At 67.9% G+C, this 19,845-nt stretch carries 14 protein-coding genes; 6 read left to right on the top strand and 8 right to left on the bottom strand.

The window, feature by feature from the left end:
- The 5 genes from GGR36_RS12920 (at window position 1) to GGR36_RS12900 (ending at window position 10,201) form a co-directional block, all read left to right on the top strand.
- A complete protein-coding gene (locus GGR36_RS12920; RefSeq protein ID WP_183635153.1) occupies window positions 1-1,239 on the top strand; it encodes a hypothetical protein in 1,239 nt (412 codons plus the stop codon).
- A gap of 2 nt (window positions 1,240-1,241) precedes the next feature.
- The gene (locus tag GGR36_RS12915) at window positions 1,242-3,155 is read left to right on the top strand and encodes a hypothetical protein (RefSeq protein WP_183635152.1); all 1,914 of its coding nucleotides are present in this window, start codon (window positions 1,242-1,244) and stop codon (window positions 3,153-3,155) included.
- Complete coding sequence (locus GGR36_RS12910; RefSeq protein ID WP_183635151.1) at window positions 3,155-5,122, top strand: ATP-binding protein; 1,968 nt, start codon at window positions 3,155-3,157, stop codon at window positions 5,120-5,122. Before GGR36_RS12915 ends, GGR36_RS12910 begins: the two co-directional genes overlap by 1 nt.
- Complete coding sequence (locus tag GGR36_RS12905; protein WP_183635150.1) at window positions 5,119-8,796, top strand: eCIS core domain-containing protein; 3,678 nt, start codon at window positions 5,119-5,121, stop codon at window positions 8,794-8,796. The genes GGR36_RS12910 and GGR36_RS12905 overlap by 4 nt, the downstream gene beginning before the upstream one ends.
- Window positions 8,797-8,875: 79 nt before the next feature.
- Window positions 8,876-10,201: a patatin-like phospholipase family protein gene (locus GGR36_RS12900; protein WP_183635149.1), complete on the top strand. Its 1,326-nt coding sequence runs from the start codon at window positions 8,876-8,878 to the stop codon at window positions 10,199-10,201.
- Between the two features lie 40 nt (window positions 10,202-10,241).
- Here the strand turns inward: GGR36_RS12900 and ptsP are convergent, their stop codons facing one another.
- From ptsP to GGR36_RS12865, 7 genes are all read right to left on the bottom strand, one after another.
- Window positions 10,242-11,990, bottom strand: coding sequence for a phosphoenolpyruvate--protein phosphotransferase (gene ptsP, locus GGR36_RS12895; RefSeq protein WP_183635148.1), 1,749 nt, complete (start codon window positions 11,988-11,990; stop codon window positions 10,242-10,244).
- Entirely contained in the window at window positions 11,990-12,259 is a 270-nt protein-coding gene (locus tag GGR36_RS12890; protein WP_183635147.1) for an HPr family phosphocarrier protein, read from the bottom strand. The genes ptsP and GGR36_RS12890 overlap by 1 nt, the downstream gene beginning before the upstream one ends.
- The gene (locus GGR36_RS12885; protein WP_183637027.1) at window positions 12,246-12,653 is read right to left on the bottom strand and encodes a PTS sugar transporter subunit IIA; all 408 of its coding nucleotides are present in this window, start codon (window positions 12,651-12,653) and stop codon (window positions 12,246-12,248) included. The genes GGR36_RS12890 and GGR36_RS12885 overlap by 14 nt, the downstream gene beginning before the upstream one ends.
- A gap of 68 nt (window positions 12,654-12,721) precedes the next feature.
- Window positions 12,722-13,774 (bottom strand): FAD:protein FMN transferase, encoded by a 1,053-nt coding sequence (locus tag GGR36_RS12880; protein WP_183635146.1) that lies wholly within the window; start codon window positions 13,772-13,774, stop codon window positions 12,722-12,724.
- A gap of 221 nt (window positions 13,775-13,995) precedes the next feature.
- Window positions 13,996-14,931 carry a glutathione synthase gene (gene gshB / locus GGR36_RS12875; RefSeq protein ID WP_183635145.1) on the bottom strand — a complete coding sequence of 312 codons (936 nt, stop codon included), beginning with the start codon at window positions 14,929-14,931 and terminating at the stop codon, window positions 13,996-13,998.
- Window positions 14,928-16,220, bottom strand: coding sequence for a glutamate--cysteine ligase (gene gshA / locus GGR36_RS12870; protein ID WP_183635144.1), 1,293 nt, complete (start codon window positions 16,218-16,220; stop codon window positions 14,928-14,930). Before gshA ends, gshB begins: the two co-directional genes overlap by 4 nt.
- Before the next feature lie 57 nt (window positions 16,221-16,277).
- The gene (locus GGR36_RS12865; RefSeq protein ID WP_183635143.1) at window positions 16,278-17,564 is read right to left on the bottom strand and encodes an Eco57I restriction-modification methylase domain-containing protein; all 1,287 of its coding nucleotides are present in this window, start codon (window positions 17,562-17,564) and stop codon (window positions 16,278-16,280) included.
- A gap of 125 nt (window positions 17,565-17,689) precedes the next feature.
- On the opposite strand from GGR36_RS12865, the gene GGR36_RS12860 reads away from it, so the two are divergent.
- A complete protein-coding gene (locus GGR36_RS12860; protein ID WP_183635142.1) occupies window positions 17,690-18,373 on the top strand; it encodes a phosphatase PAP2 family protein in 684 nt (227 codons plus the stop codon).
- A 40-nt stretch (window positions 18,374-18,413) separates the two neighbouring features.
- Here the strand turns inward: GGR36_RS12860 and GGR36_RS12855 are convergent, their stop codons facing one another.
- A complete protein-coding gene (locus GGR36_RS12855; RefSeq protein ID WP_183635141.1) occupies window positions 18,414-19,832 on the bottom strand; it encodes an amidohydrolase family protein in 1,419 nt (472 codons plus the stop codon).
- Between the last annotated feature and the right edge of the window lie 13 nt (window positions 19,833-19,845).

Below are 19,845 nucleotides of genomic sequence, written 5' to 3'. Positions count from 1 at the left end.
ATGGCCGACCTGATCAAGAGCGTGACCAGCACCGCCCTCAACGCCACCGGCGTGCAACGCGCGGCCGCCGCGGCCCTCGCGCAACCGCTCGCCAGCAGCGCGATCCGCGATGATCTGTTGCACATCGCACCGGGCCTGCTCAACACCGGCATCATCGGCACCATCGACCCCGGCGTGCTGCGGCCCACCGTTACGGCGACCCTGTCGCATGTGCAGCCCGGCGAGCTGATCACGGCAACGCTGATGAACGCGATCATCGACCGCCTCAACGCACTGGCCGGCAACACCGGGCCAGCGACGATGACGGGGGATGTCACCGGCACCACCGCGGCGAACCAGATCAGCGCGTTGCAGGGCAAGAGCGTGCTCGCCAATGCGCCGGCCGAAGGGCAGTTGCTGGGCTTCTCCAACAACGCGTGGCGGCCGGTTGCCGCGCCGCAGGCGACACCGGTGGTGGTGGCCGCGGCCGCGATCCAGAATCGTGGCATCGTCACCACAGGCAGCGTCTGGGGCGTGACGTCGATGCTTGGCAATTTCGTCAGCGCCGATCTGCGTGCTGCGCGCTTCACGTTCGACGGCTACAACCCGACCTTCAACACCTACTTCTTCCGCTTCACCTTGGTCGATGCCGACCACCGCGGCGGCATCGCGACCGTGATGCCCTATGTGCTGCGTGTCGATCCCGGCTTCTTCGAGATCGGCTTCCAGCCGCTCGGGCCGGAAGCGCGTTTCGATCCCGGCCTGATCCTGCAGGTGGAGGTGGCCGCGTATCCGAGATTGCGCCTCTTGCGCACGGACTTCACCGAACTCTCGTCCGGTCTTCTGAACGCCGGTGCCATCAGCGCCGGCACGTTGGCGCAGGGTGCGGCGAGCGTCGTCGCGAACCCGGCATCAGCGGGCAATCCGGCAGTGGCAGGCAGCGGCGTGCTGAATGTGGACCTGGTGCGGGCGGAAGCCGCCAGCCCGGGCATGGTGATCAGTTCCGGCCCGGTCGCGGCGGCACCCGGTGTGGTGTCGGGGCTTGCACTGGCGCAGCCGGTGGTGGCGTCCGAGACCGCGCTCAGCGCACGGCCGGCTGTGGGCGTGTCGACCATCGCTGAAAAGCCCGCCGCGACCATCGGGATTCGCAGTGCGCCGGCGCCCAAGAAATCGCCGGCGCGGGCACCCGCCGCCAAGCCGGCGCCGAGCAAACGAACCGGTGCCAAGAAGCCGGCTGCCAAGGGCGGAAAAGGCGGCTGACGATGGACGGCCTGCGCATCGTGCGGGCAAGGGTGCGCGGCAGCGCCTTTGCGCCCGACCTGCAGGCGCGCCTCGCGCGGCGGGTGGATGCGGCCATGCGCGGGCTCGATCCGGGCGAGGCGATCCTGTGTCTGCGCGAAGCCGGCGGCGTGCTGGGCGAGGGCGTTCTTTCCGCGCCGCTCGATCGCGCCCATGCTGACTGGCGGCCGATCGTCGAACAGACCCGTGCGCGCCTTGCCGCCGCACGTCGACCCTGGGCGGAAACGGTCACGCCGGATGCGCTGGCGGTGCGCTTCGCCGACACCGCGGAGTGGCTCGCCTGCGCGGCCCTCGATCTGCTCGCCCACCGCATCGAAAGCTGCTGGTGGTGGTGCAGCCTGCCGCAGCCCGGGGCGGCGGGCGTGCTGGCTGCGTGGTTGCAACATCCGCAGGCCGTACCTGGGGCGATGGCCCTGCTGGCACAACGCCGTGCTGCGGTGGCCTTCGTGCAGCGTTGCGCGACGCAGGCTGCGATCCTGCGCCAGCACTTGAAGCAGTGCTTCGGCCTCAGCGACACACCGGGTCCGGCGGGCGCTGACGCATCCTGCGTGATTGCGGATGCGCTTGCCGATTGCGACACCGCCGACGCGCGCAGCCTCGGCGAAGCGCCGCGGGCCTGGCTTTGGCTCGCGCTGGGCCTGCAGCGCCTGCCTTCCGCGATGGCGGCGGCACCCTTGCCACCCGCAAGCTGGATTGCCGATGCGGCGACAGTGGCACCCGCTGAAGCAAGGTCTGCGCTGCGCGATGCTCAGTCGCAGGCGCTGCCCGCCGTCGATCAGGGGGATGTGGGGCGCGCTGCGGTTCAGGCGCACGTCGGCCGGGCCGAGCCGCTTCGCCCGATCCGCGTGATGCATGGCGTCGGACGTGTTGCCCCGGCGATCCTGTTGGCGGCAAACGACGCGCAGGCCCCGACCCCGGCCGCGGATGCGCAGAGCGCACTACCCACGCCGATCGAGGAGCGCCCGCTTGGCCGCGAACAAGCGCGACCCGCGGCAGGCGGCCCCTATCCGCCCGCCGTGGCGCCCGCGCTTCCGCCTCCTCTGGACTGGTCAGAACCCGCGCCACTTCCGCTGGAACCCCCCGCCCGGTTGCCATCGGCGGGCGAGCCGCGTACTGCCGCGCCGCGCGATCTGCATGCCGGGCAGGCGCTTGTATCCGACTGCGGCGGTGTCTTCCACCTGCTCAACCTGGCGCTCGCGTTGGACCTGTATCCCGACTTCAGCCGGCCGGCTGAGCGCGGACTCGCCCTGCATCCGTGGGACTTCCTTGCGCTGCTTGCCACCGCCATGCTGGGCGAGGCGTTCGCGGCGGACCCGCTCGCAGACTGGCTAGCCGATGCCGCGGGCAGGCCGCGTGACTGCGTGCCGGGGTTGTGGGCCGGCGCCCCACCTCCCGATTGGCGCTTGCCCCCCGGCTGGCTTGTTCCGTGGGCGGCACAGCGCGCATCGTGGCGCAGTGCGCAGACCAAGCGCAGACATGCCTTGTGGCACCCGGCCGGGTTCTGCGTCGCCGACCTGCCGCGCGACAGCGCGTTGCGAGGTGAAGACTGGCCCGGCTGGCGCGCGCCACGGCACACGCCCCTGCGTGGACGCCGCCTGCCGCGGGCGATCACGAGCTGGCCCGAGTGGATCGCGCGGCTGGTGCCTTTCGTGCGTGCGAGGCTTGGAGCCGCGACCGGGTTCCCGCCGGACACCGCGGCCGAGCAGGTGTTGTGCCGGCCGGCGCGGATACGTCGCATCGGCGAGACGGTCGAGGTGCACATGAGCCTTGCGGCGCTGCCGATCGAGGTGCGCCTTGCCGGGCTCGATCGCGACCTCGGCTGGCTGCCGGCGGCCGGTTGCGCGCTGCGCTACCGCTTCGACAGCGGGGCGTCGTGATGAACGCGCCGCGCGCCCCGCTGGCCTTTGCCGACGTCGCGCCCGGGGCGGCCAACCAGGCGCGCCTGTTCTTCTTCGGCGCGGTGCTGGCCTGGCTGGCGCCGGCGCTGCGCAAGGCGGGCTCGCCCGACACCCTGTTCGCGCAACACCCCTTCCTGCACGATTACCTCGAACAGATCGACCGGCCGGAACTCGACGGCCTCGCGCTCGAAACCTGCTGGCAAGCCTGGCACGAGGCGGGTGCGGCATGGGCAGCGGAACAGTCGGGGCTTCCGATCCGCCGTCTGCAGGCTGCGCTGGATCTGGATGATGCGGCGATCGGGCTGGTCTTCCAGATCGGCCTGATCGAAGACGACCCGCGCTTTGCCGCACTCGCGGCCGATCTGCAGGACGGCGCGCCGCGTCCCGCCTGGGGCTGGCTTGCCGCCTGCCATCCGGCGCTGGAACCCGACGCGGTGCGCGAGCGTCTGCAGGCCTTGCTCAACGCGGGCCTCTTGCATGCCGAGATGCAGGGGCCGCGCGCGGCATGGTCGCTGGCGGTGCCGCTCGCGGTGTGGGATGCGCTGTGCGCCCGCACCGTCGAAGACCCGGCGCTGCGGCTGCGTGCCGCTGCGCAGGCGCTGCCGCTCAAGCACGTCGTGGCGCCGGCCGATGCGCGCACTGCAGCAACGCCGCTGGCGCTGCGTGGCCTGCCCGGCAGCGGGCGGATGAGCCTGGCTGCCGCACTTGCGGCCGACACCGGGCGGGCGACCCTGAGCTTGCGGGCCAGTGCAACGACATCCCGCATGGAGGTGGCCGCCGCACGTGCGATCGCCCTGCTCGCCGACGCGGCGCTGGTGCTCGATGCACGCCGCCAGTTGCCGGACGCCTTGCCGCAGCTGGTCAATGCGGTCGACTGCGTGCTGCTGCCGCTCGGGGGCGGCGAGTTGCCGCCGCAGGTGAGCGTGCTGCGCCTCGACCCGCCCGCGCCTGACGATCGCCGACGCATGCTGCGCGCCGCATGGGCCGCCGCCGGGCGGGACGAACCACCGCTTGCGCTGGCCGAACCGCATCGCCTGCCGGCGGGGGTGTGGCAGCGCATGATCACGCGGGCGCTGACGCAGGCTGACCCGGCACGTGCGCTGGCAGCGTCGCTCGCGCGCCGCGGCGACGCAACGCTGGCCTCGCTGGCCGAAGCGCTGCCGGCCGGCGGCGACTGGAACGAACTCGCGCTGCCGCCGCGCGCGGCCGAGGAAATCGCGTGGCTGGAATTGCGCTGCCGGCGTCGCGAAGCGCTCGCCGCAGGGGTCGGTGCTGCGCTTGCCGCGGGCCTCACGCCGGGCGTGCGGGCGCTGTTCAAGGGGCCGTCGGGCACCGGAAAGACTGCCGCGGCGCGCATCCTCGCGGCGCAGCTGGGCAAGCCGGCCTTCCGCATCGATCTGGCGCGCACCGTGAGCAAGTACATCGGCGAAACCGAGACCAATCTCTCGCGCATCTTCGAAGCGGCCGAGGCGATCGACGCGGTGCTGCTGCTCGACGAGGGCGACGCGCTGATGGCCGGGCGCACCGGTGTCAGCAACGCCAACGACCGCTACGCCAACCTTGAAACCAACTTCCTGCTGCAGGCAGTCGAACGCTTCCACGGCATCCTGCTGGTCACCACCAACAGCGCCGAGCGCATCGACAGCGCCTTCCTGCGTCGCATCGACGTAACGATCGACTTCCCGGCGCCGGACGCAGCCGTGCGCGAACGCATCCTCGCGATCCACCTGCCACGTGAGCACGCAGTGCCGGCGGAGGTGTTGTCACGGTTTGCGGCGCGTTGTGCGCTGTCAGGCGGGCAGTGGCGCAACGTCGTGCTGCATGCGGCGCTGCTCGCGCTCGATGCGGGCGGGCCGATCGGCGCTGACGCGCTGGAGCTGGCGATCCGCCGCGAGTATCGCAAGAGCGGGCAGATGTGCCCGCTGCGCGAAGGCACCGAGCCATGAGTGCGGTGGCGCGCGCCGCGGCGGTGGCACGGGCGGCGCCGGCTGCGGCACCCGCGCGCCCGGCTGCGGGATCCGCGCAACGCATGCCGGGCCGGCTGGGGCCGGGGCAGGCGCTGGCGATGCCGGTGCGACGCCGTCTCGAACGCAGTCTGAACGCTGATCTTGCGAGCGTGCGGGTGCATACCGATGCGGCCGCCCAGCGTGCCGCGGCGCAAGCTGGTGCGCGGGCCTTCGCGTTCGGCGAAAACATCGTGCTGGCAAAGGGCGAACGCGCCGACGACGTCGCCCTGCTGGCGCACGAGGTGGCGCATGTGATCCAGCAGCGCGGCCCGGCGCGGCCGCGGGTGCAGCGGCTGGGCGGAGGCAGCGACGGGCTGGAGGCGGAGGCGAACCGCGCGAGTGCCGCGGTGGTGGCCGGAAGCCCGTTCAGCGTGAGCGGACGCACGTCCGGCGCGACGGTACAGCGCAAGGAGCCGGGCGTGCTCGAGCGCCTTGGCGCGGCGGTCGGCGGCGCGATCGACACCGCCAAGCAGGCCGCCAAGGACATGGCGATGGACCTGCTGAAGGAATACGCGCCGGAACTGGTGCCCTTCGTGCAGAAGGGGCCGCAGGCGGTCATCGACTGGGTCAAGGACAAGGTCACCGCCGGCTTCCAGCGCGTGATCGATGGCGTGATGGCGCCGGTGAAGGTGGTCGCCGATGCCGGCAAGCAGTTGAGCGCCCGCTTCGCGCCGATGATTGCCTGGGTGCAGGAGGCGGTCGGCAAGATCGCCGCCAACGATTGCACGCCGCTGCGGCAGGCGGCCGAAAAGATCGAACAGCTCGCGACCAAGCTGCTGACGCCCATCGTCGAGAAGCTGCAGCCGCTGGTGAAGAAGATCGAAGACCTCTGCAACACGCTGTGGGAGAAGGTCGGCGCGCCGGTGTGGGGCTGGATCAAGAAGGTTGCGCAGCAACAGTGGGAGCAGATCGAGAAGCTCGCGAGCTGGGTGTGGGACAAGTGTGCGCCGATCCGCAAGGCCTCGGCCGACGCCTGGTCCTGGGTCAAGAACAAGATCGGCATCGGCGACGGGCCGGATGGGCAGAACGGCATCCTGCAGTGGGTGCAAGGCAAGGTCGAGACGGTGTGGGACGCCATTGCGGAAGTGACCGCGCCCTACAAGAAAGAGATCAAGGCGGTAGCCGGCGTGGTGGGCGGTGTGTTGCTACTCGCTTCGCCGGCCGGGCCGCTGGTGGCGCTGGGCGCCGCGGTGGTCGGCGTGGTGCAGGGCGTGCGCTGGATCAAGGCCCACTGGGGCAAGGGCAACATGGTGGTGCAGGCGCGTGCCTACCTGCAGAACACGCTGCTGCCGACGCTGCGCAGCGGCGCCCACCGCTTCGGCAGTGGGCTGGTGAGCCTTGCGCGCGGCATGTCGGCCGCGATCGGCAAGCTGGCCAAGGCGGTGGGCGGCTGGGTCGGCGCGGCCGCGGGCGTCGGGCTGGCCTTCCTCGTTTCGGCCGCGCAATGGGTGGCCGACCGCATCGACGACATCGCGCAGTGGGCGACGCAGAAGCTCATGAAGGTGGCGGATGGCCTGCTCGGCATGGTGGACCGGCTGGGCGCCTTCATCGGCCGGGCGATCGCCTTCCTGCGCCGGATCGCGAATGTGGTGCTGGACGTGTGGGGCCTGCCGGTGCTGCTCGCCGAAAAGATCTGGGACATGATCCCGAGTTGCATCCGCGACCCCTTCGTCGACTTCCTGATCCCGATCATCCTGCGCCAGATCGAGCTGTTCGAGGCGCTGGCGCGCGACGGCGAGGCTTGGGCGCGCACGAAGACCGAAATTCGCCGCCTGATCAAGCTGGTGTTCAAGGACCACGACTTGATGGGCGCGGTGAAAGCGAGCTTCCGGCTGGTGCTGCGGGTCTTCGACGTGCCGCCGGAGCTGCTCGGCGAACTCATCAGCAAGGCCTTCTCGGTGTGGGACCGCGTGATGCGCGCGCCGATCGACTTCGTGCGAAATGCGGTGCGCGCCACCGGCGCCGGTTTCAAGCGCTTCGGCAAGAACATCCTGAGCCACCTTGGCTTCGGCATCGAGGGCTGGCTGTTCGGCGAACTGGCCGAGAAGGGCATCAGCGCGCCGAGCAGCTGGAAGGACCCGATGGCAGTGTTCGGCTTCGCGCTGGATGTGCTGGGGCTGTCGGTGAACCACATCTTCGATCTGCTGAAGAAGCGCTTTGACCCGAAGAAGGTGGACAAGCTGCGCACCTGGATGCGCCGCTTCGGCAGCGCGATCGCCTGGGTGCGCGGTGCGATCGACACCTCCAAGTCGCCCGCCGAGAACACCAAGGGCATCATCGACAAGGCCAAGGAATTCGGCAGTACGGTGCTGCAGGGTGTGGCCGAATGGGTGGCGGGCAAGGTGGCAGAAGAGATTGCGATTGTCGCCGCGGCCGCCGCAGCGTCGGGCGGTTTGTCGGAGGTCGTCGATATCGCTCGACGGGTGTACAAGGTCTTTAAGGCGGTGAAGCGCTATGCGCAGCAGATCATCCGCATCGCGATCAGCGCGCTCGATTCGGCGTCGGAGATCGCGAGTGGCGCCATCGACAAGGCGGGCGCGCGGGTGGAAGGGCTGATGCGCCGCGCGATGCCGGTGGTGATCGGTTTCCTGGCCGAACAGGTCGGGCTGGGCGGCGTCGGCAAGAAGATCCGCGAGCTGGTCGACACGATCCGCAAGAAGGTGGACGACGCGATCCTGTGGCTGATCGACAAGGTCAAGGCGGGCATCGACGCGATCCTTCGCGGCATCAAGGCGGTGGCCGGTGCGATCGCGGACTGGTGGAAGACCCGCGTGGGCTTCCGCAGCAAGAGCGGCGAATCGCACACGATCTCGACCGAAGGCACCGAGGATGCGCCGGCAATCTACGTCGAGAGCAAGAAGACCGCGATCGACGAGGCGATCGGGCAGATCGCCGACGGCGGCCTCAAGTCACAGGCGAAGGACCTCAAGCGCGATGTCTACAAGGCGATCCGCGACGGCAAGAACGCCAAGGACGACGCGGAAGCGGACAAGCACGCCAAGACGGTACAGAAGCACCTGAACGCGCTGGGCGGCGTGTTCCGCCAGGCCGGCGTGCCGACCGATGACAGCGACCCGGCGCTGGAGCTTGGCGACGGCATCCCGACCAGCGTCAGCTACGGTGGCGTCGATGCGCAGCGCGGCGGTAAGAGCATGACGGCCGACCCACTGACGCCCGAGCACGGCGCCGGCAGCTCGCCGTCAGTGGTACCGCCGATCTGGGACAAGGTGAACAAGCGACGCAACGACAAGCGGCTTTATGTCATGGGCCACCTGCTGAACAACAAGCTCGGCGGCCCCGGCGACAACATCGCCAACCTCACGCCGATCACCTTCAGCTGCAACGCGGCGCATCAGGCCGCGGTGGAAAGCACGCTAAAGTCGATGATCAATACCGCGCGCAAATTCGTGTACTACAAGGTCAGCGTGAAGTATCCGAAAACCCCGGTCGCGACCCCGCCCGAGGCGGCCCCCGAAGAGGGCTTCCTCGCCACCGCGATCTCGTGGGAGTGGCAGCAGCTCAAACGCAAGAAGACGGGTGGCGGCTACGAGCGCATGGGCAGCGCGACGCGCGGCTCGGTACCGAACTTCCCCAACGGTTTCCCGCAGACCTGAGGCGTCACAGGTGCGGGCGTCGGCGCCGGCCCGGGCGCACGACGCATCCTCCAACCCTTGCCAGAAAAGGTGAAATGACATGCAGGCACAACAGTTCTTCGATCAGGTAAAGCCGGTCATTGCTGCCCTGAAGGCAGAGGGGCTCGATCAGCGCATCTACAGCGACGTGATCGACGATGCAGGCATGCAGTATGTCGATCTGGTGATGGAAGGCGGTGGCGTGCTGGGGGTGGCGCTGCTCGGCTACGTGTATGTGCTGGAGCAGGCCGGGCTGCGTTTCAGCGGGCTCGGCGGCGCGTCAGCCGGTTCGATCACAGCGCTGGTGCTGGCGGCGATCGATGTGCCGGCGGCGGAAAAGAGCAGTCGCTTGATCGAGATCGTCGCCAACATGCCCATGGCCAGCTTCGTCGATGGCAAGGATGACGAGGACGAAGATGCGCCGGACTTCGTCAATACCATGCTGACCCGCCCGCGCCTTGCCAAGGTGCTGTGGAAGGGCGGGCAGGTTGTCGACAACTTCGAGCAGATGCATGCGCTCAATCGCGGCGAGGTTTTCCACGACTGGCTCAAGTACGATGTGCTGGGCCATTGCGGCGTGACGTCGACCTTGGCGCTGCGGCAACGCATGGGCACCACGCCCGCGGGTTGGCGCTTGCGCGACGACACCCGCTATCGCGCGTCCCAACTCGACGGTGCGGCTGCGTTGCCGCCACTCGACCCGGCACGCGATTACCTGTGCGTGGTGACTGCGGATATCGCGACCGAGACCAAGGTGGAATTCCCCCGCATGGCGGCGCTGTACTGGGATAACCCGGCGACGGTCAACCCGGCGGAATTCGCGCGCTGCTCGATGTCGATTCCGCTGTTCTTCAAGCCGATGCGGGTGCCGATGCCGGCTTTCGATGAGGCCCGCCGCAAGCTGTGGGAAGACATGGCCGGGCTCGGCGATCACGACGTCGAGAACGGTTTCCCGCCGGCCGAATGTGTGTTCGTCGATGGCGGGGTGCTGTCGAACTTCCCGATCGACGTCTTCCACTGCAGCTACAAGGTGCCGACCCGGCCGACGCTGGGTGCCAAGCTGCAGTGGGACGAGCGCTCACACGTGATCGACGGGGCCTTCAAGCTGGTGACGCAGACATTCAACTCCGCGCGGCATTGTCTCGACTACGAGTTCATCCGCAAGAACCCGGACTTCAAGCAACTGGTTACCTACATCGATACGGCGGACCACGACTGGCTGAACTTCAGCCTCTCGGATGCGGACAAGCTGGATCTGTTCGATCGCGGCGCGAAAGCGGCCTTCCGCTTTCTCGAAGGCTTCGACTGGCAGCGTTACAAGGACACCCGCGCCAAGCTTGTCGAGGTGCATCAGGAAGCGAGCCGGCCGCAGACGCTGCCGGTGTGACGGGTGATGGCGGCGGCACGCGCTGCCGCCATGTACCCGATCAGAGCCGCTCGATCGCCTCGCGCACCTTGTCCGGTTCGTCGAGCTTCATCAGCTTGCCGACCTTGAGTGCGAGTTCGCCGGCGTGGGCGCGCAGGACTTCCTGTTTGACTTCGAGGATCTGCGTCGGGTGCATCGAGAAGTCGCGCAGGCCCATACCCAACAGCAGCCGCGTGTTGGCGATGTCACCCGCCATTTCGCCGCACACCGACACCGGGATGCCCACCCGCAGCGCGGTCTGGATGGTGCGGTGGATCAGCATCAGCACTGCCGGGTGCCATGGGTCGTAGAGGTGCGACACGGCGGCGTCGGTACGGTCGATCGCCAGCGTGTACTGGATCAGATCGTTGGTGCCGATCGAGAGGAACTGCAGCTTGCGCGCGAACAGGCCGACCGACAGCGCCGCGGCGGGGATCTCGATCATGCCGCCGACCGGCACCGCGTCGTCGAACTTGATCTTCTCGGCGCGCAGTTCGGCCTTGGCGCGTTCGATCATCGCGAAGGTCTGCGTGATCTCGTCCAGCGTCGCCAGCATCGGCACCATGATCTGTAGCTGGCCGTGGTGCGAGGCGCGCAACAGCGCCCGCAACTGGGTCAGGAACATGCGCGGCTCGGCAAGGCAGTAGCGGATCGCGCGCAGCCCGAGTGCCGGGTTCTGTTCGTTATGGACGTCGGAGCCGCGCAGGGCCTTGTCGGCGCCGATATCCAGCGTGCGGATCGTCACCGGCTTGCCGGGCAACGCCTTGAGCACGCTGCGGTAGGCCTCGAACTGTTCGTCTTCGTCGGGCAGTTCGTCGCGGCCCATGAAGAGGAATTCGGTCCGGAACAGGCCGACGCCATCGGCTTCGACTTCGCGCACGCCCTGCGCGTCGCGCGGCAGTTCGATGTTGCCCTTGATGAACACCCGCTCGGCGTCCAGCGTACGGGCGGTGGCGCCGGTGATGCGCTTGAGCTTGGTGCGTTCGAGTTCGAGCTGATCCTGGCGGATGCGGTATTCCTCGAGCACCCGTTCGTCGGGCGCGACGATCACCACGCCACGGGTGCCGTCGACGATCAGCACGTCGCCGTCGTTCACCGTGTGGCGCACATGCTGCAGGCCGACCACCGCCGGGATCGCGAGGCTGCGCGCGACGATGGCGGTGTGCGAGGTGGCACCGCCGATGTCGGTGACGAAGCCGGCGATCTGCGCATCCTTGAAATGGATCGTGTCCGACGGCGACAGGTCATGCGCGACGACGATGGTCGCGAATCCGTCACGGCGTTTCTGCGGCACATAGCCGGGGTGGCCAAGCAGGCTCTTGACCAGCCGTTCGACCAGCTGTACGACGTCGGCCTTGCGCTCGCGCAGGTAAGCGTCCTCAATCGCGTCGAACTGCTCGACCAGCACCTCCATCTGCTGCACCAGCGCCCATTCGGCGTTGCAGCGTCGCTCGCGGATATGTTGCCGCGCCTCTTCGATCAGCAGCGGGTCTTGCAGCAACATCATCTGCAGATCGACGAACACCGCGACTTCCGAAGCGGCCGCGCTGGGCGTCTGCCGCAGCAGTTCGAGTTCCGCGCCGACTGCGGCGATCGCGTCGTCGAGGCGGCCAAGTTCTTTCTGAACTGCCTTGGGCGAAACGACGTAGTGATGAACTTCGAGCAGCGCGTGCGAGATCAGGTGGGCGTAGCCGATCGCGATGCCGTGCGATACCGGCAGCCCGTGCAGCGCAAACGAAACCGATTCCGGGCGCGCCACCGTTTGCGGCATTACTCGGCTTCCCCGAAGCGGTTGGCAACCAGGTCGACCAGCGCCTTCATCGCCACGTCGGCGTCCGACCCTTCGGTCTCGATGATGACTTTCGTCCCCTTGCCCGCCGCCAGCATCATCACCCCCATGATGCTCTTGGCGTTGACGCGGCGGCCGTTGCGCTCGAGCCACACCTCGGCTTCATGGCCGCTGGCGACCTGGGTCAGCTTGGCCGAGGCGCGCGCGTGCAGCCCGAGTTTGTTGACGATTTCGACTTCAGTTCTTGGCATCGCGATCCACCTTCATGTGCAGCACGCCATCGCATCCCCCTGCAATGGCCTTGGTAATGACGGTATGAATGTCGTTCTTCTCGCGGTAGGTCAGGATCCGCAGCAGCATCGGCAGGTTGGCGCCCGCCAGGCCTTCAATCGAGCCGGGCTTGAGCAGCTTGAGTGCGATGTTGCTGGGGGTGGCCCCGAAGATGTCGGTGAGCACGATCACGCCGTCACCGGAATCGACGGTGGACATCAATGAGCGCGCGGTCGGCAGGGCATCCAACGGGTCGTCGGCGGCCGACACGCCGAGCTGCGCGATCTGCGGCGGCCGGCGGTTTAGAACATGACAAGCGCATTGTATCAGCGACTCGCCGAGGGTCCCGTGCGTGACGAGAAAGATTCCGATCATGCTGTCTCCGGTCGGCAAGGCCGAGGTATCCGACCGATTCTAACCGCTGCGTGCGTGATGCGGCAGTGTCAGTCCACGACCGTGTCGGCACGAACGTCACCGAGCCACTCGATACGCTTGGCAAGCGCACGGGTGACTGCGATGCGCCCGGCGGCATCAACGCGCAGCGCGTGGTCGATGCCGTAGGCGGCGACGCGCGCGCGCCAGTGCTCGCCGTCGATGAAGGCGGGCTTGCTGGCGGCGTCCGACAAGGTGCCGGCGCGCGGCCGGGCGGCGACCAGGATGGTGAGGCTGCGCGTCTCGGTCGCCGGGTTGCCGGTGCGCGGGTCGATCAGGTGGCAGAAGCGCTGGCCATCGCGCTCGAAGAAGCGCTGGTAGTCGCCGGAGGTGCCGATCGCCTCGCCGTCTTTCAGCGGTAGCGCAGCCAGCGCGCCGGCGCCGCGCGGGTTCTGGATGCCCACCTTCCACGGCTGCTCGCCCTTGGCGCCCAGCGCCAGCACGTTGCCGCCGATATTGATCAGCGCGTTGGCGATACCTTCGGCGCGCAGGATCTCCGCCGCGCGATCCAGCGCCCAGCCCTTGGCGTAACCGCCCAGATCCAGCTGCACCGCAGGGTTGCGGCTGCTGACCCGCGTCCCTTCGATTTCCAGGTCGGCCATCGTCGGGTGGGCGGCTACCGCTTCGCGCAGGGCGAGCGGGTCCGGCGTCACCGCTTCGTACTGGTCGCGGTGGAAACCCCACAGGCCGATCAACTTGCCGATCGCCGGGTCGAAGAGCTGGTCGCCGCGTGCAGCCAGATCTTTCGCCTCGACCAGCATGCCGGCCAGCTCCGGCGTCACGGTGGCGGTTTCGCCTCGCGCCAGCGCCGCGTTCAGCGTGGTCAGCTCGGAAGGCTGCCAACCGTGGTACGCGCGGTGCATGCGGTCGAACTCGCGCAGCACCGCGCCGACCGCCTTGCCGGCCTGAGCTTCGGGCACACCCCAGGTCGTGATTTCGACCCGCGTCCCGAACACGAAGGATTCCTCATGGTGGGCCGTGTTGCGGGCGCAGCCGGCCAGCGTGGCGATCGCAACCAGCAGGGGGAACAGGCGGAGCAGCGTGAGTGATCGGGCGAATGTCATCGGTAGCGGCAAGACGGAGCGGTTCGACACACTGTAGCGAGCAAGCAATTCGCTTGCCTTGTATTAATCGTTGTGTGATCGGCCCATGCTGGAAAGGTCATTGCCGCATCGGTGCAGGGGTTGGTCGGCGCATTTGCCAGCCATGCCTGCGCGGGACGAGCATGCCCTTGGAGCCTTGGGATGTCGCCTTTGCGCCAATCGGAAGTCGGAAATGCGTCCGGCTAGCTGTGTTCCAGCGCTTCGATCACCTTCGTGGCGACTGCACAGCCCGTCTGCGCTTCGATCTCGACCATGCAGGTCGGGCTGGTGACGTTGACCTCGGTGAGGTAGTCGCCGATCACGTCTAGCCCGACGATCAGCAGGCCGCGCGCCCACAGTTGCGGGGCCAGGGTCTCGGCGATCTCGCGGTCGCGCGGGGTGAGCGGGCGTGCGACGCCGCGGCCGCCGGCGGCAAGGTTGCCGCGCGATTCGCCATCCTTGGGGATGCGGGCGAGGCAGTAGGGCATGACTTCGCCGCCGATGATCAGGATGCGTTTGTCGCCTTCGCTGATCGCCGGAATGTAGCGCTGCGCCATGATCGTCTGGCTGCCGAGCTGGCCCAGCATCTCGATGATCGAGTTGCGGTTCGGATCGTCGCGGCGCACGCGGAAGATGCCGCTGCCGCCCATGCCGTCGAGCGGCTTCAGGATGACGTCGCCGAATTCGTCGATGAAGGCGTTGATGTCGGCGGTGGCGCGTGCCACCAGCGTCGGCGCGGTGAACTGCGAGAACTCGGTGATCGCGATCTTCTCCGAGTGGTCGCGCACCGCACGCGGGTCGTTCCAGACCTTGGCGCCTTGCGCCTTGGCGCGTTCGAGCAGCCAGGTGGCGGTGATGTACTCGAAGTCGAAGGGCGGGTCTTGCCGCATCAGCACGGCATCGAAGGCGGCGAGATTGAAGTCGCGTGCCTCGCCGGCGGCGTACCAGCGGGCGTTGTCGTCCGATACCGTGAGCGGCTGCGCACGCGCGCTGACAATGCCGTCGCGCAGGCGCAGGTCGTCGCGCAGCAGTGCGAAGACCTCATGGCCGCGCGCCTGCGCCGCCCGCATCATCGCGACGCTCGAATCCTTGTAGGGCTTGAGTCCTTCGAGCGGATCGACGATGAAGGCGATCTTCATGCGAGTTCGAGCTCCGCCGGGGCCGTCTCTTCGAGTTCCACCGAGGCCGCCAGCAGCGCGAGGCGGGCCACCACGCCGTAGGCGTAGAAGCGGTTGGGCGCGTCGTCCGGCCCGAGCATGCAGTCGGGCGTGTTGCAGCCAGTCTCGAAGGCCAGCGGTTCGAAGCGCATGCCCGGCGCGTTGAGGTTCTCGTCAATGCCGCGCTCGGTGTTCACCCGGTAGAAGCCGCCGACAACGTACTTGTCGAGCATGTACACCACCGGCTCGGCGACGCCACCGTTCACGGTTTCGACGGTGTGCACGCCTTCCTGGATGATGACCTCGCTGACCTGCATGCCCTCCTTGATCACCGACATCTTGTTGCGCTGCTTGCGGTTGAGGCCGGTCACTTCGGAGGCGTCGCGCACCGTCATCACGCCCATGCCGTAGGTGCCGGCATCGGCCTTGACGATCACGAAGGGCTGGTCATCGACGCCGTATTCGGCGTACTTCGCGCGGATCTTCGCGAGGGTGGCATCCACCTGTGTGGCAAGGCATTCCTCGCCCACGCGCTCATGGAAATCGATCTTGCCGCAGCGGCCGAAGTAGGGGTTGATCAGCCAGGGGTCGATCTTGAGCATCTTCCCGAAGGCCTCGGCGACGCGGTCGTAGGCGCCGAAGTGGATCGACTTGCGGCGCGTGGTCCAGCCTGCGTGCAGCGGCGGGATCACCCATTGCGAGTCGAGTCCCTTGAGGATCTCGGGCACGCCGGCTGACAGGTCGTTGTTCAACAGCACCGCACAGGGCTCGAAGTCCCTGAGGCCGAGGCGGTCGCCCTTGCGCACCAGCGGTTCGAGCGTGAGCTTCTGGCCGTCCGGCAGGTCGAGCGTGGTTGGCTCGGTGATGTCGGGCAGCAGGCTGCCGATGCGCACCTTGAGCCCCGCATGGCCAAGGATGTTCGCCAGCTTCGCGACGTTCATCAGGTAGAACTGGTTGCGCGTGTGGTTCTCGGGCACCAGCAGCAGCTTCGAAGCGTCCGGGCAGATGTGTTCGACCGCGGATTGCGCGGCCTGCACACACAGCGGCAGGAAGCTCTCGTGCAGGTTGTTGAAACCGCCGGGGAAGAGGTTCATGTCGACCGGCGCGAGCTTGAAGCCGGCATTGCGCAGATCGACCGAGCCGTAAAACGGCGGTTGGTGATCCAGCCATTGCTGCCGCAGCCAGGCCTCGATGCTGGTGGCGTGGTCGAGGAAGCAGCGTTCGAGTTCCAGAAGCGGTCCGGTGAGGGCCGTTGTCAGATGCGGGACCATTGGGGTGTCTCCTCGGTCGGGGCGCCAAGTTTAACCCCGCAAGGAACGCGCTGCGATTTACGCGGCGCGGGACCCGACGGGGGGCAATTGTCGTGCGTACGCGGCGAAGGCGGCCGGCAGGCGGGCGTTCTGCAGCGCCCGCTGGCCGAAGATGAAGCGACCGTCGCAGACGAAGCCCTGCTCCGCCCAGTCGACCGCGTTCAGCATCGCGCACAGTTCATTCAGGCCTACATCGGGGCGATGCGGGAAAAGCGCAAGTACCGCACCGTCGAAATGCGGACTGTCGTGCAGGAAGAAGGGCTCCGCAACGCGGGTGCGGTGGTTCACATAGATGCGTGGCGCGGCGCTCTGCGGGTAGCCGCGCCCCCACTGCCACCAGTTGCTCTCGTCGAAGGGTGCGATGCGTCGCGCCAGCAGCGCCGCCTTGTGCGGCTGCAGCGCGGGGTGGGGCGACTCGGGTTGCCAGATCATGCGCCGGGTCTCGCCGCTGGTACGGGTGTGCGAGCAGACGAAATCGCGCGTGCCATGCTCGGCGCTAGCGAAAACCGAATCGGCGCCCGAGACCGCACCGACCTTGACCGAGAAAACCTCGGTCAGAGGGACCTCATGTGCGTCGCGCACAAAGGCGAGCTGCCCGGCGTGTTCGACGAAGTCGCGCATCTCCCAGTCGCCGTTCCGGGCGGCCGCCAGCGCATCGTCGAGCGTGCGGTGATGGGCGGCGTCGATCAGCGCGGTGCGGCGCGAGAAGTCGCCTTCGACAAAGCGCCAGATCAGGCAGTTCGGCAAAGCACCTGCGAAACTCTTCTTGTCGCCCAGTTCGATCGCATGGGTGATCGTGCCGCGTGCATGCAGCAGGCGGTTCAGCGGCTGGGCGCTGGTGGCCTTCAGGAAATCGCGCGGGGTGATGAAGATCAGCTCGCCGCCCGGCACGAGGTGCTTCACGCATTTGGCGATGAAATACAGGAACAGGTTGCTGCGGCGATCGAATGGCAACTCTGTCGGCAGCAGTCTGCGTGTGCCCGGCGCGATGTCCTGATGCCGCACATAGGGCGGGTTGCCGATGATCGTGTCGAAGGTTTCGTTCAGCGGCAGCGCGAAGAAATCGCCCACCAGCACGCCCGGCGGCGCGTGGCGCGGGTCGAGCTCGATCCCGACCGCGCCGGGTAGATGGCGCAGGAAGGCGCCATTGCCGCAGGACGGTTCAAGCGTACGGCCGTGATTGCGGCGCAGCGCCAGCATCGCGCGCACCACCGGCTCGGGCGTGAAGACCTGGCCCAGCTGCGCGACATCGTAGTCCGGCGTGCTGGGGGTGCTGGCGTGAGGCGGGCTGCAAAGGGTGTCCATCGGGGTGGGATTGTCCCACAAGCCCGCGCTATCGCTGGCGACGCTGCCGAACGACGGCGAAACCTGAGCCAGACGGTAACGATCCGTTACGGAAAGCCCTCATCCGGGCGTGCTAGCGTCACGCCATGACGACGCCTTTGCTTCCCTTCACATTCTGGGCGCTGCTGACCCAGCTCGGCACCGCAGCCCTGATCGTTCCGGTCGCCGCGCTGGTGGCCTTCGGTGCGACGCGCGCGGGCGGTGCGCGTTTCGCAGTGCGCTGGTTCGCGTTGTTGATCGCCGGCGCCGCGGTGGTGCTGGCGACCAAGATCGCATTCATGGCGTGGGGATTCGGATCTGCCGACCTCGATTTCACCGGCATCAGCGGGCACTCGATGCTGGCGACCGCGATCGTGCCCGTGGTGTGTGTCGCGCTGGGTGGCGGTGGGAACGGGCGGCGCCGCGTGTTGCTGACGGTCGTCGGCCTGCTGATCTGCGCGCTGGTTGCCTATTCGCGCATCGTGCTGGGGGCTCACAGTATCAGCGAGGCGGTGGCGGGATGGACGCTTGGCGCCCTGGTGGCGCTCGCAGCCACGCTGGATTCAGTGCCGTCGGGCGTCCAGCGCTTCCGCGCCTTGGTGCTGTTCGCCAGCGTGGCACTGCTGCTGTGCGCACATTCAAGCCTTGGCCTGCCCTCTGCGCACCGTTGGGAAGCCTGGCTGGCCGCGCGGATGATCGGCAAGGATTGCCTGTTCACCCGCGCTGCCCTGCACAGTGGTGCGACACAATGCGTGCCGCGCCACCTTGCGCCGGCAAGCGTCTTGAGCTGAGTCGGTCGGCGCGCGCCTGTGGTCGGGCCGGCGACGGCGCTCAGTGCAGCCCGACCTGACCCTTGTTCGCGGCGATGATCTGCGGCGAGTCGTAGGCCACGCCGGCCTTCATCGTCCAGGTGAGCTTGTTGAGCGCCGTGGCGTCGGCAGACAAGCTGCCCTTGAAGGCGACCAGATCGGCGCGCAGGCCTGGCGCGATGCGCCCGATGCTTGCCTCGCGCTGCAGGTAGCGGGCGCCGTTGTGCGTCGCGACCTGTATCGCCTGCGGCAGCGTGAATCCGGCTTCAAGCAGCAGTTCGATGGCGCGCACCGCCGAATAGCCCGGCACCACACCACCGAAGCCGGTCGGATCGGTGCCGACGACCAGCAGCCCGCCGTCGTCGTAGTAACGCTTTTCCCAGGCCATCGCCTTCGGCAGCAACTCGGTCCACAGGTTCTTGCCCTTGCGTGCGATCTTCGACCACTGCGCGACGTAGGCCTCGCGCAGCGGCGGGATTAGCAGATCGAGCGCGCCCTGCGGTGCGAGCGGGCGTCCGGCGGCGAAGGTCTCGAACACCGTCAGCGTCGAGGTGATCGCGACGCCGCGTTCGCGCAGATGCTGCTGCAGCGCGAGCATGCGCGGATCATCGGCGGCGAGCGCATTGAGCGACTTGTCGACCTTGTCCTGGCCGGGGCACACGTCGGGCTTCTTGTCGGCGACGAAATCGCTCGCGACCAGGAAGCCGTGCTCGAGGTCGTCGATGCCCAGGTCAGCCGCCTCGGTGTAGGTCAGCGAGCACAGGTGCGCCGTCACCTTCTGGCCACGGGCATGGGCGGCCGTGATGATCGCCTTCATCTGCGCGCGCGTCAGGTGCATGTAGCCCTTGTAGGAGGAGGCTCCCTCGTCGGCCCAGTAGTCGACCATCCGTGTGGCCTGCGCCGGGGTTTCAAGGCGCTGCATCTGCCCGACGAAGGCTTCCTTGCCGTTGAGGAAGGGCGCGGTCACATCCATGTCCGGCCCGACGATCTTGCCGGCGCGGATGTCTTTCCAGGTATTCAGGTCTGCATACGGGCTTACGCTGCCGGCGGTGCGCAGCGTCGTCGTGCCGCCGGCGAGGTAAAGGCCGGGGAAGGTCTCGAACATGGCCCCGTACGAGCCGCTGGCGAGCGGATAGAACCAGTGTTCGTGCAGCATCACGAAGCCGGGCGTCAGCGAGTGGCCGCTCATGTCCTTTACCAGCGCGTCGCGCGGAATGCGGGCGTCGCCGTCGGGCAGCACCGCCTTGATCAGGCCATCTTCGATCAGCACTGTCTGGTCTTTGCGGACTTCACCGCCGCTGCCGTCGATCAGCTCGGCATGGGTCAGCGCGATCTTCGAGCCCTTGAACAGCACGTACTTGTCGGCGGGATTGGGCGGCGTTTCTGCCCGCGCCATGAACGGAATCATTAGCAGACCGACGGCAAGCGTGCGCAGATTCATCGGGCGAAGTCTC

Origin of the sequence: Niveibacterium umoris, from assembly GCF_014197015.1 — a bacterium.
GTDB lineage: Bacteria > Pseudomonadota > Gammaproteobacteria > Burkholderiales > Rhodocyclaceae > Niveibacterium > Niveibacterium umoris.
The sequence above is the reverse complement of the archived record's forward strand: the minus strand, read 5'-3'. Positions and strand labels throughout refer to the sequence as shown.

Bases quoted from the DNA above. Each gene is read 5' to 3' on its own strand.
- GGR36_RS12920 (WP_183635153.1), top strand. From the start codon at position 1: ATGGCCGACCTGATCAAGAGCGTGACCAGCACCGCCCTCAACGCCACC.
- GGR36_RS12915 (WP_183635152.1), top strand. From the start codon at position 1,242: ATGGACGGCCTGCGCATCGTGCGGGCAAGGGTGCGCGGCAGCGCCTTT.
- GGR36_RS12910 (WP_183635151.1), top strand. From the start codon at position 3,155: ATGAACGCGCCGCGCGCCCCGCTGGCCTTTGCCGACGTCGCGCCCGGG.
- GGR36_RS12905 (WP_183635150.1), top strand. From the start codon at position 5,119: ATGAGTGCGGTGGCGCGCGCCGCGGCGGTGGCACGGGCGGCGCCGGCT.
- GGR36_RS12900 (WP_183635149.1), top strand. From the start codon at position 8,876: ATGCAGGCACAACAGTTCTTCGATCAGGTAAAGCCGGTCATTGCTGCC.
- ptsP (WP_183635148.1), bottom strand. From the start codon at position 11,990: ATGCCGCAAACGGTGGCGCGCCCGGAATCGGTTTCGTTTGCGCTGCAC.
- GGR36_RS12890 (WP_183635147.1), bottom strand. From the start codon at position 12,259: ATGCCAAGAACTGAAGTCGAAATCGTCAACAAACTCGGGCTGCACGCG.
- GGR36_RS12885 (WP_183637027.1), bottom strand. From the start codon at position 12,653: ATGATCGGAATCTTTCTCGTCACGCACGGGACCCTCGGCGAGTCGCTG.
- GGR36_RS12880 (WP_183635146.1), bottom strand. From the start codon at position 13,774: ATGACATTCGCCCGATCACTCACGCTGCTCCGCCTGTTCCCCCTGCTG.
- gshB (WP_183635145.1), bottom strand. From the start codon at position 14,931: ATGAAGATCGCCTTCATCGTCGATCCGCTCGAAGGACTCAAGCCCTAC.
- gshA (WP_183635144.1), bottom strand. From the start codon at position 16,220: ATGGTCCCGCATCTGACAACGGCCCTCACCGGACCGCTTCTGGAACTC.
- GGR36_RS12865 (WP_183635143.1), bottom strand. From the start codon at position 17,564: ATGGACACCCTTTGCAGCCCGCCTCACGCCAGCACCCCCAGCACGCCG.
- GGR36_RS12860 (WP_183635142.1), top strand. From the start codon at position 17,690: ATGACGACGCCTTTGCTTCCCTTCACATTCTGGGCGCTGCTGACCCAG.
- GGR36_RS12855 (WP_183635141.1), bottom strand. From the start codon at position 19,832: ATGAATCTGCGCACGCTTGCCGTCGGTCTGCTAATGATTCCGTTCATG.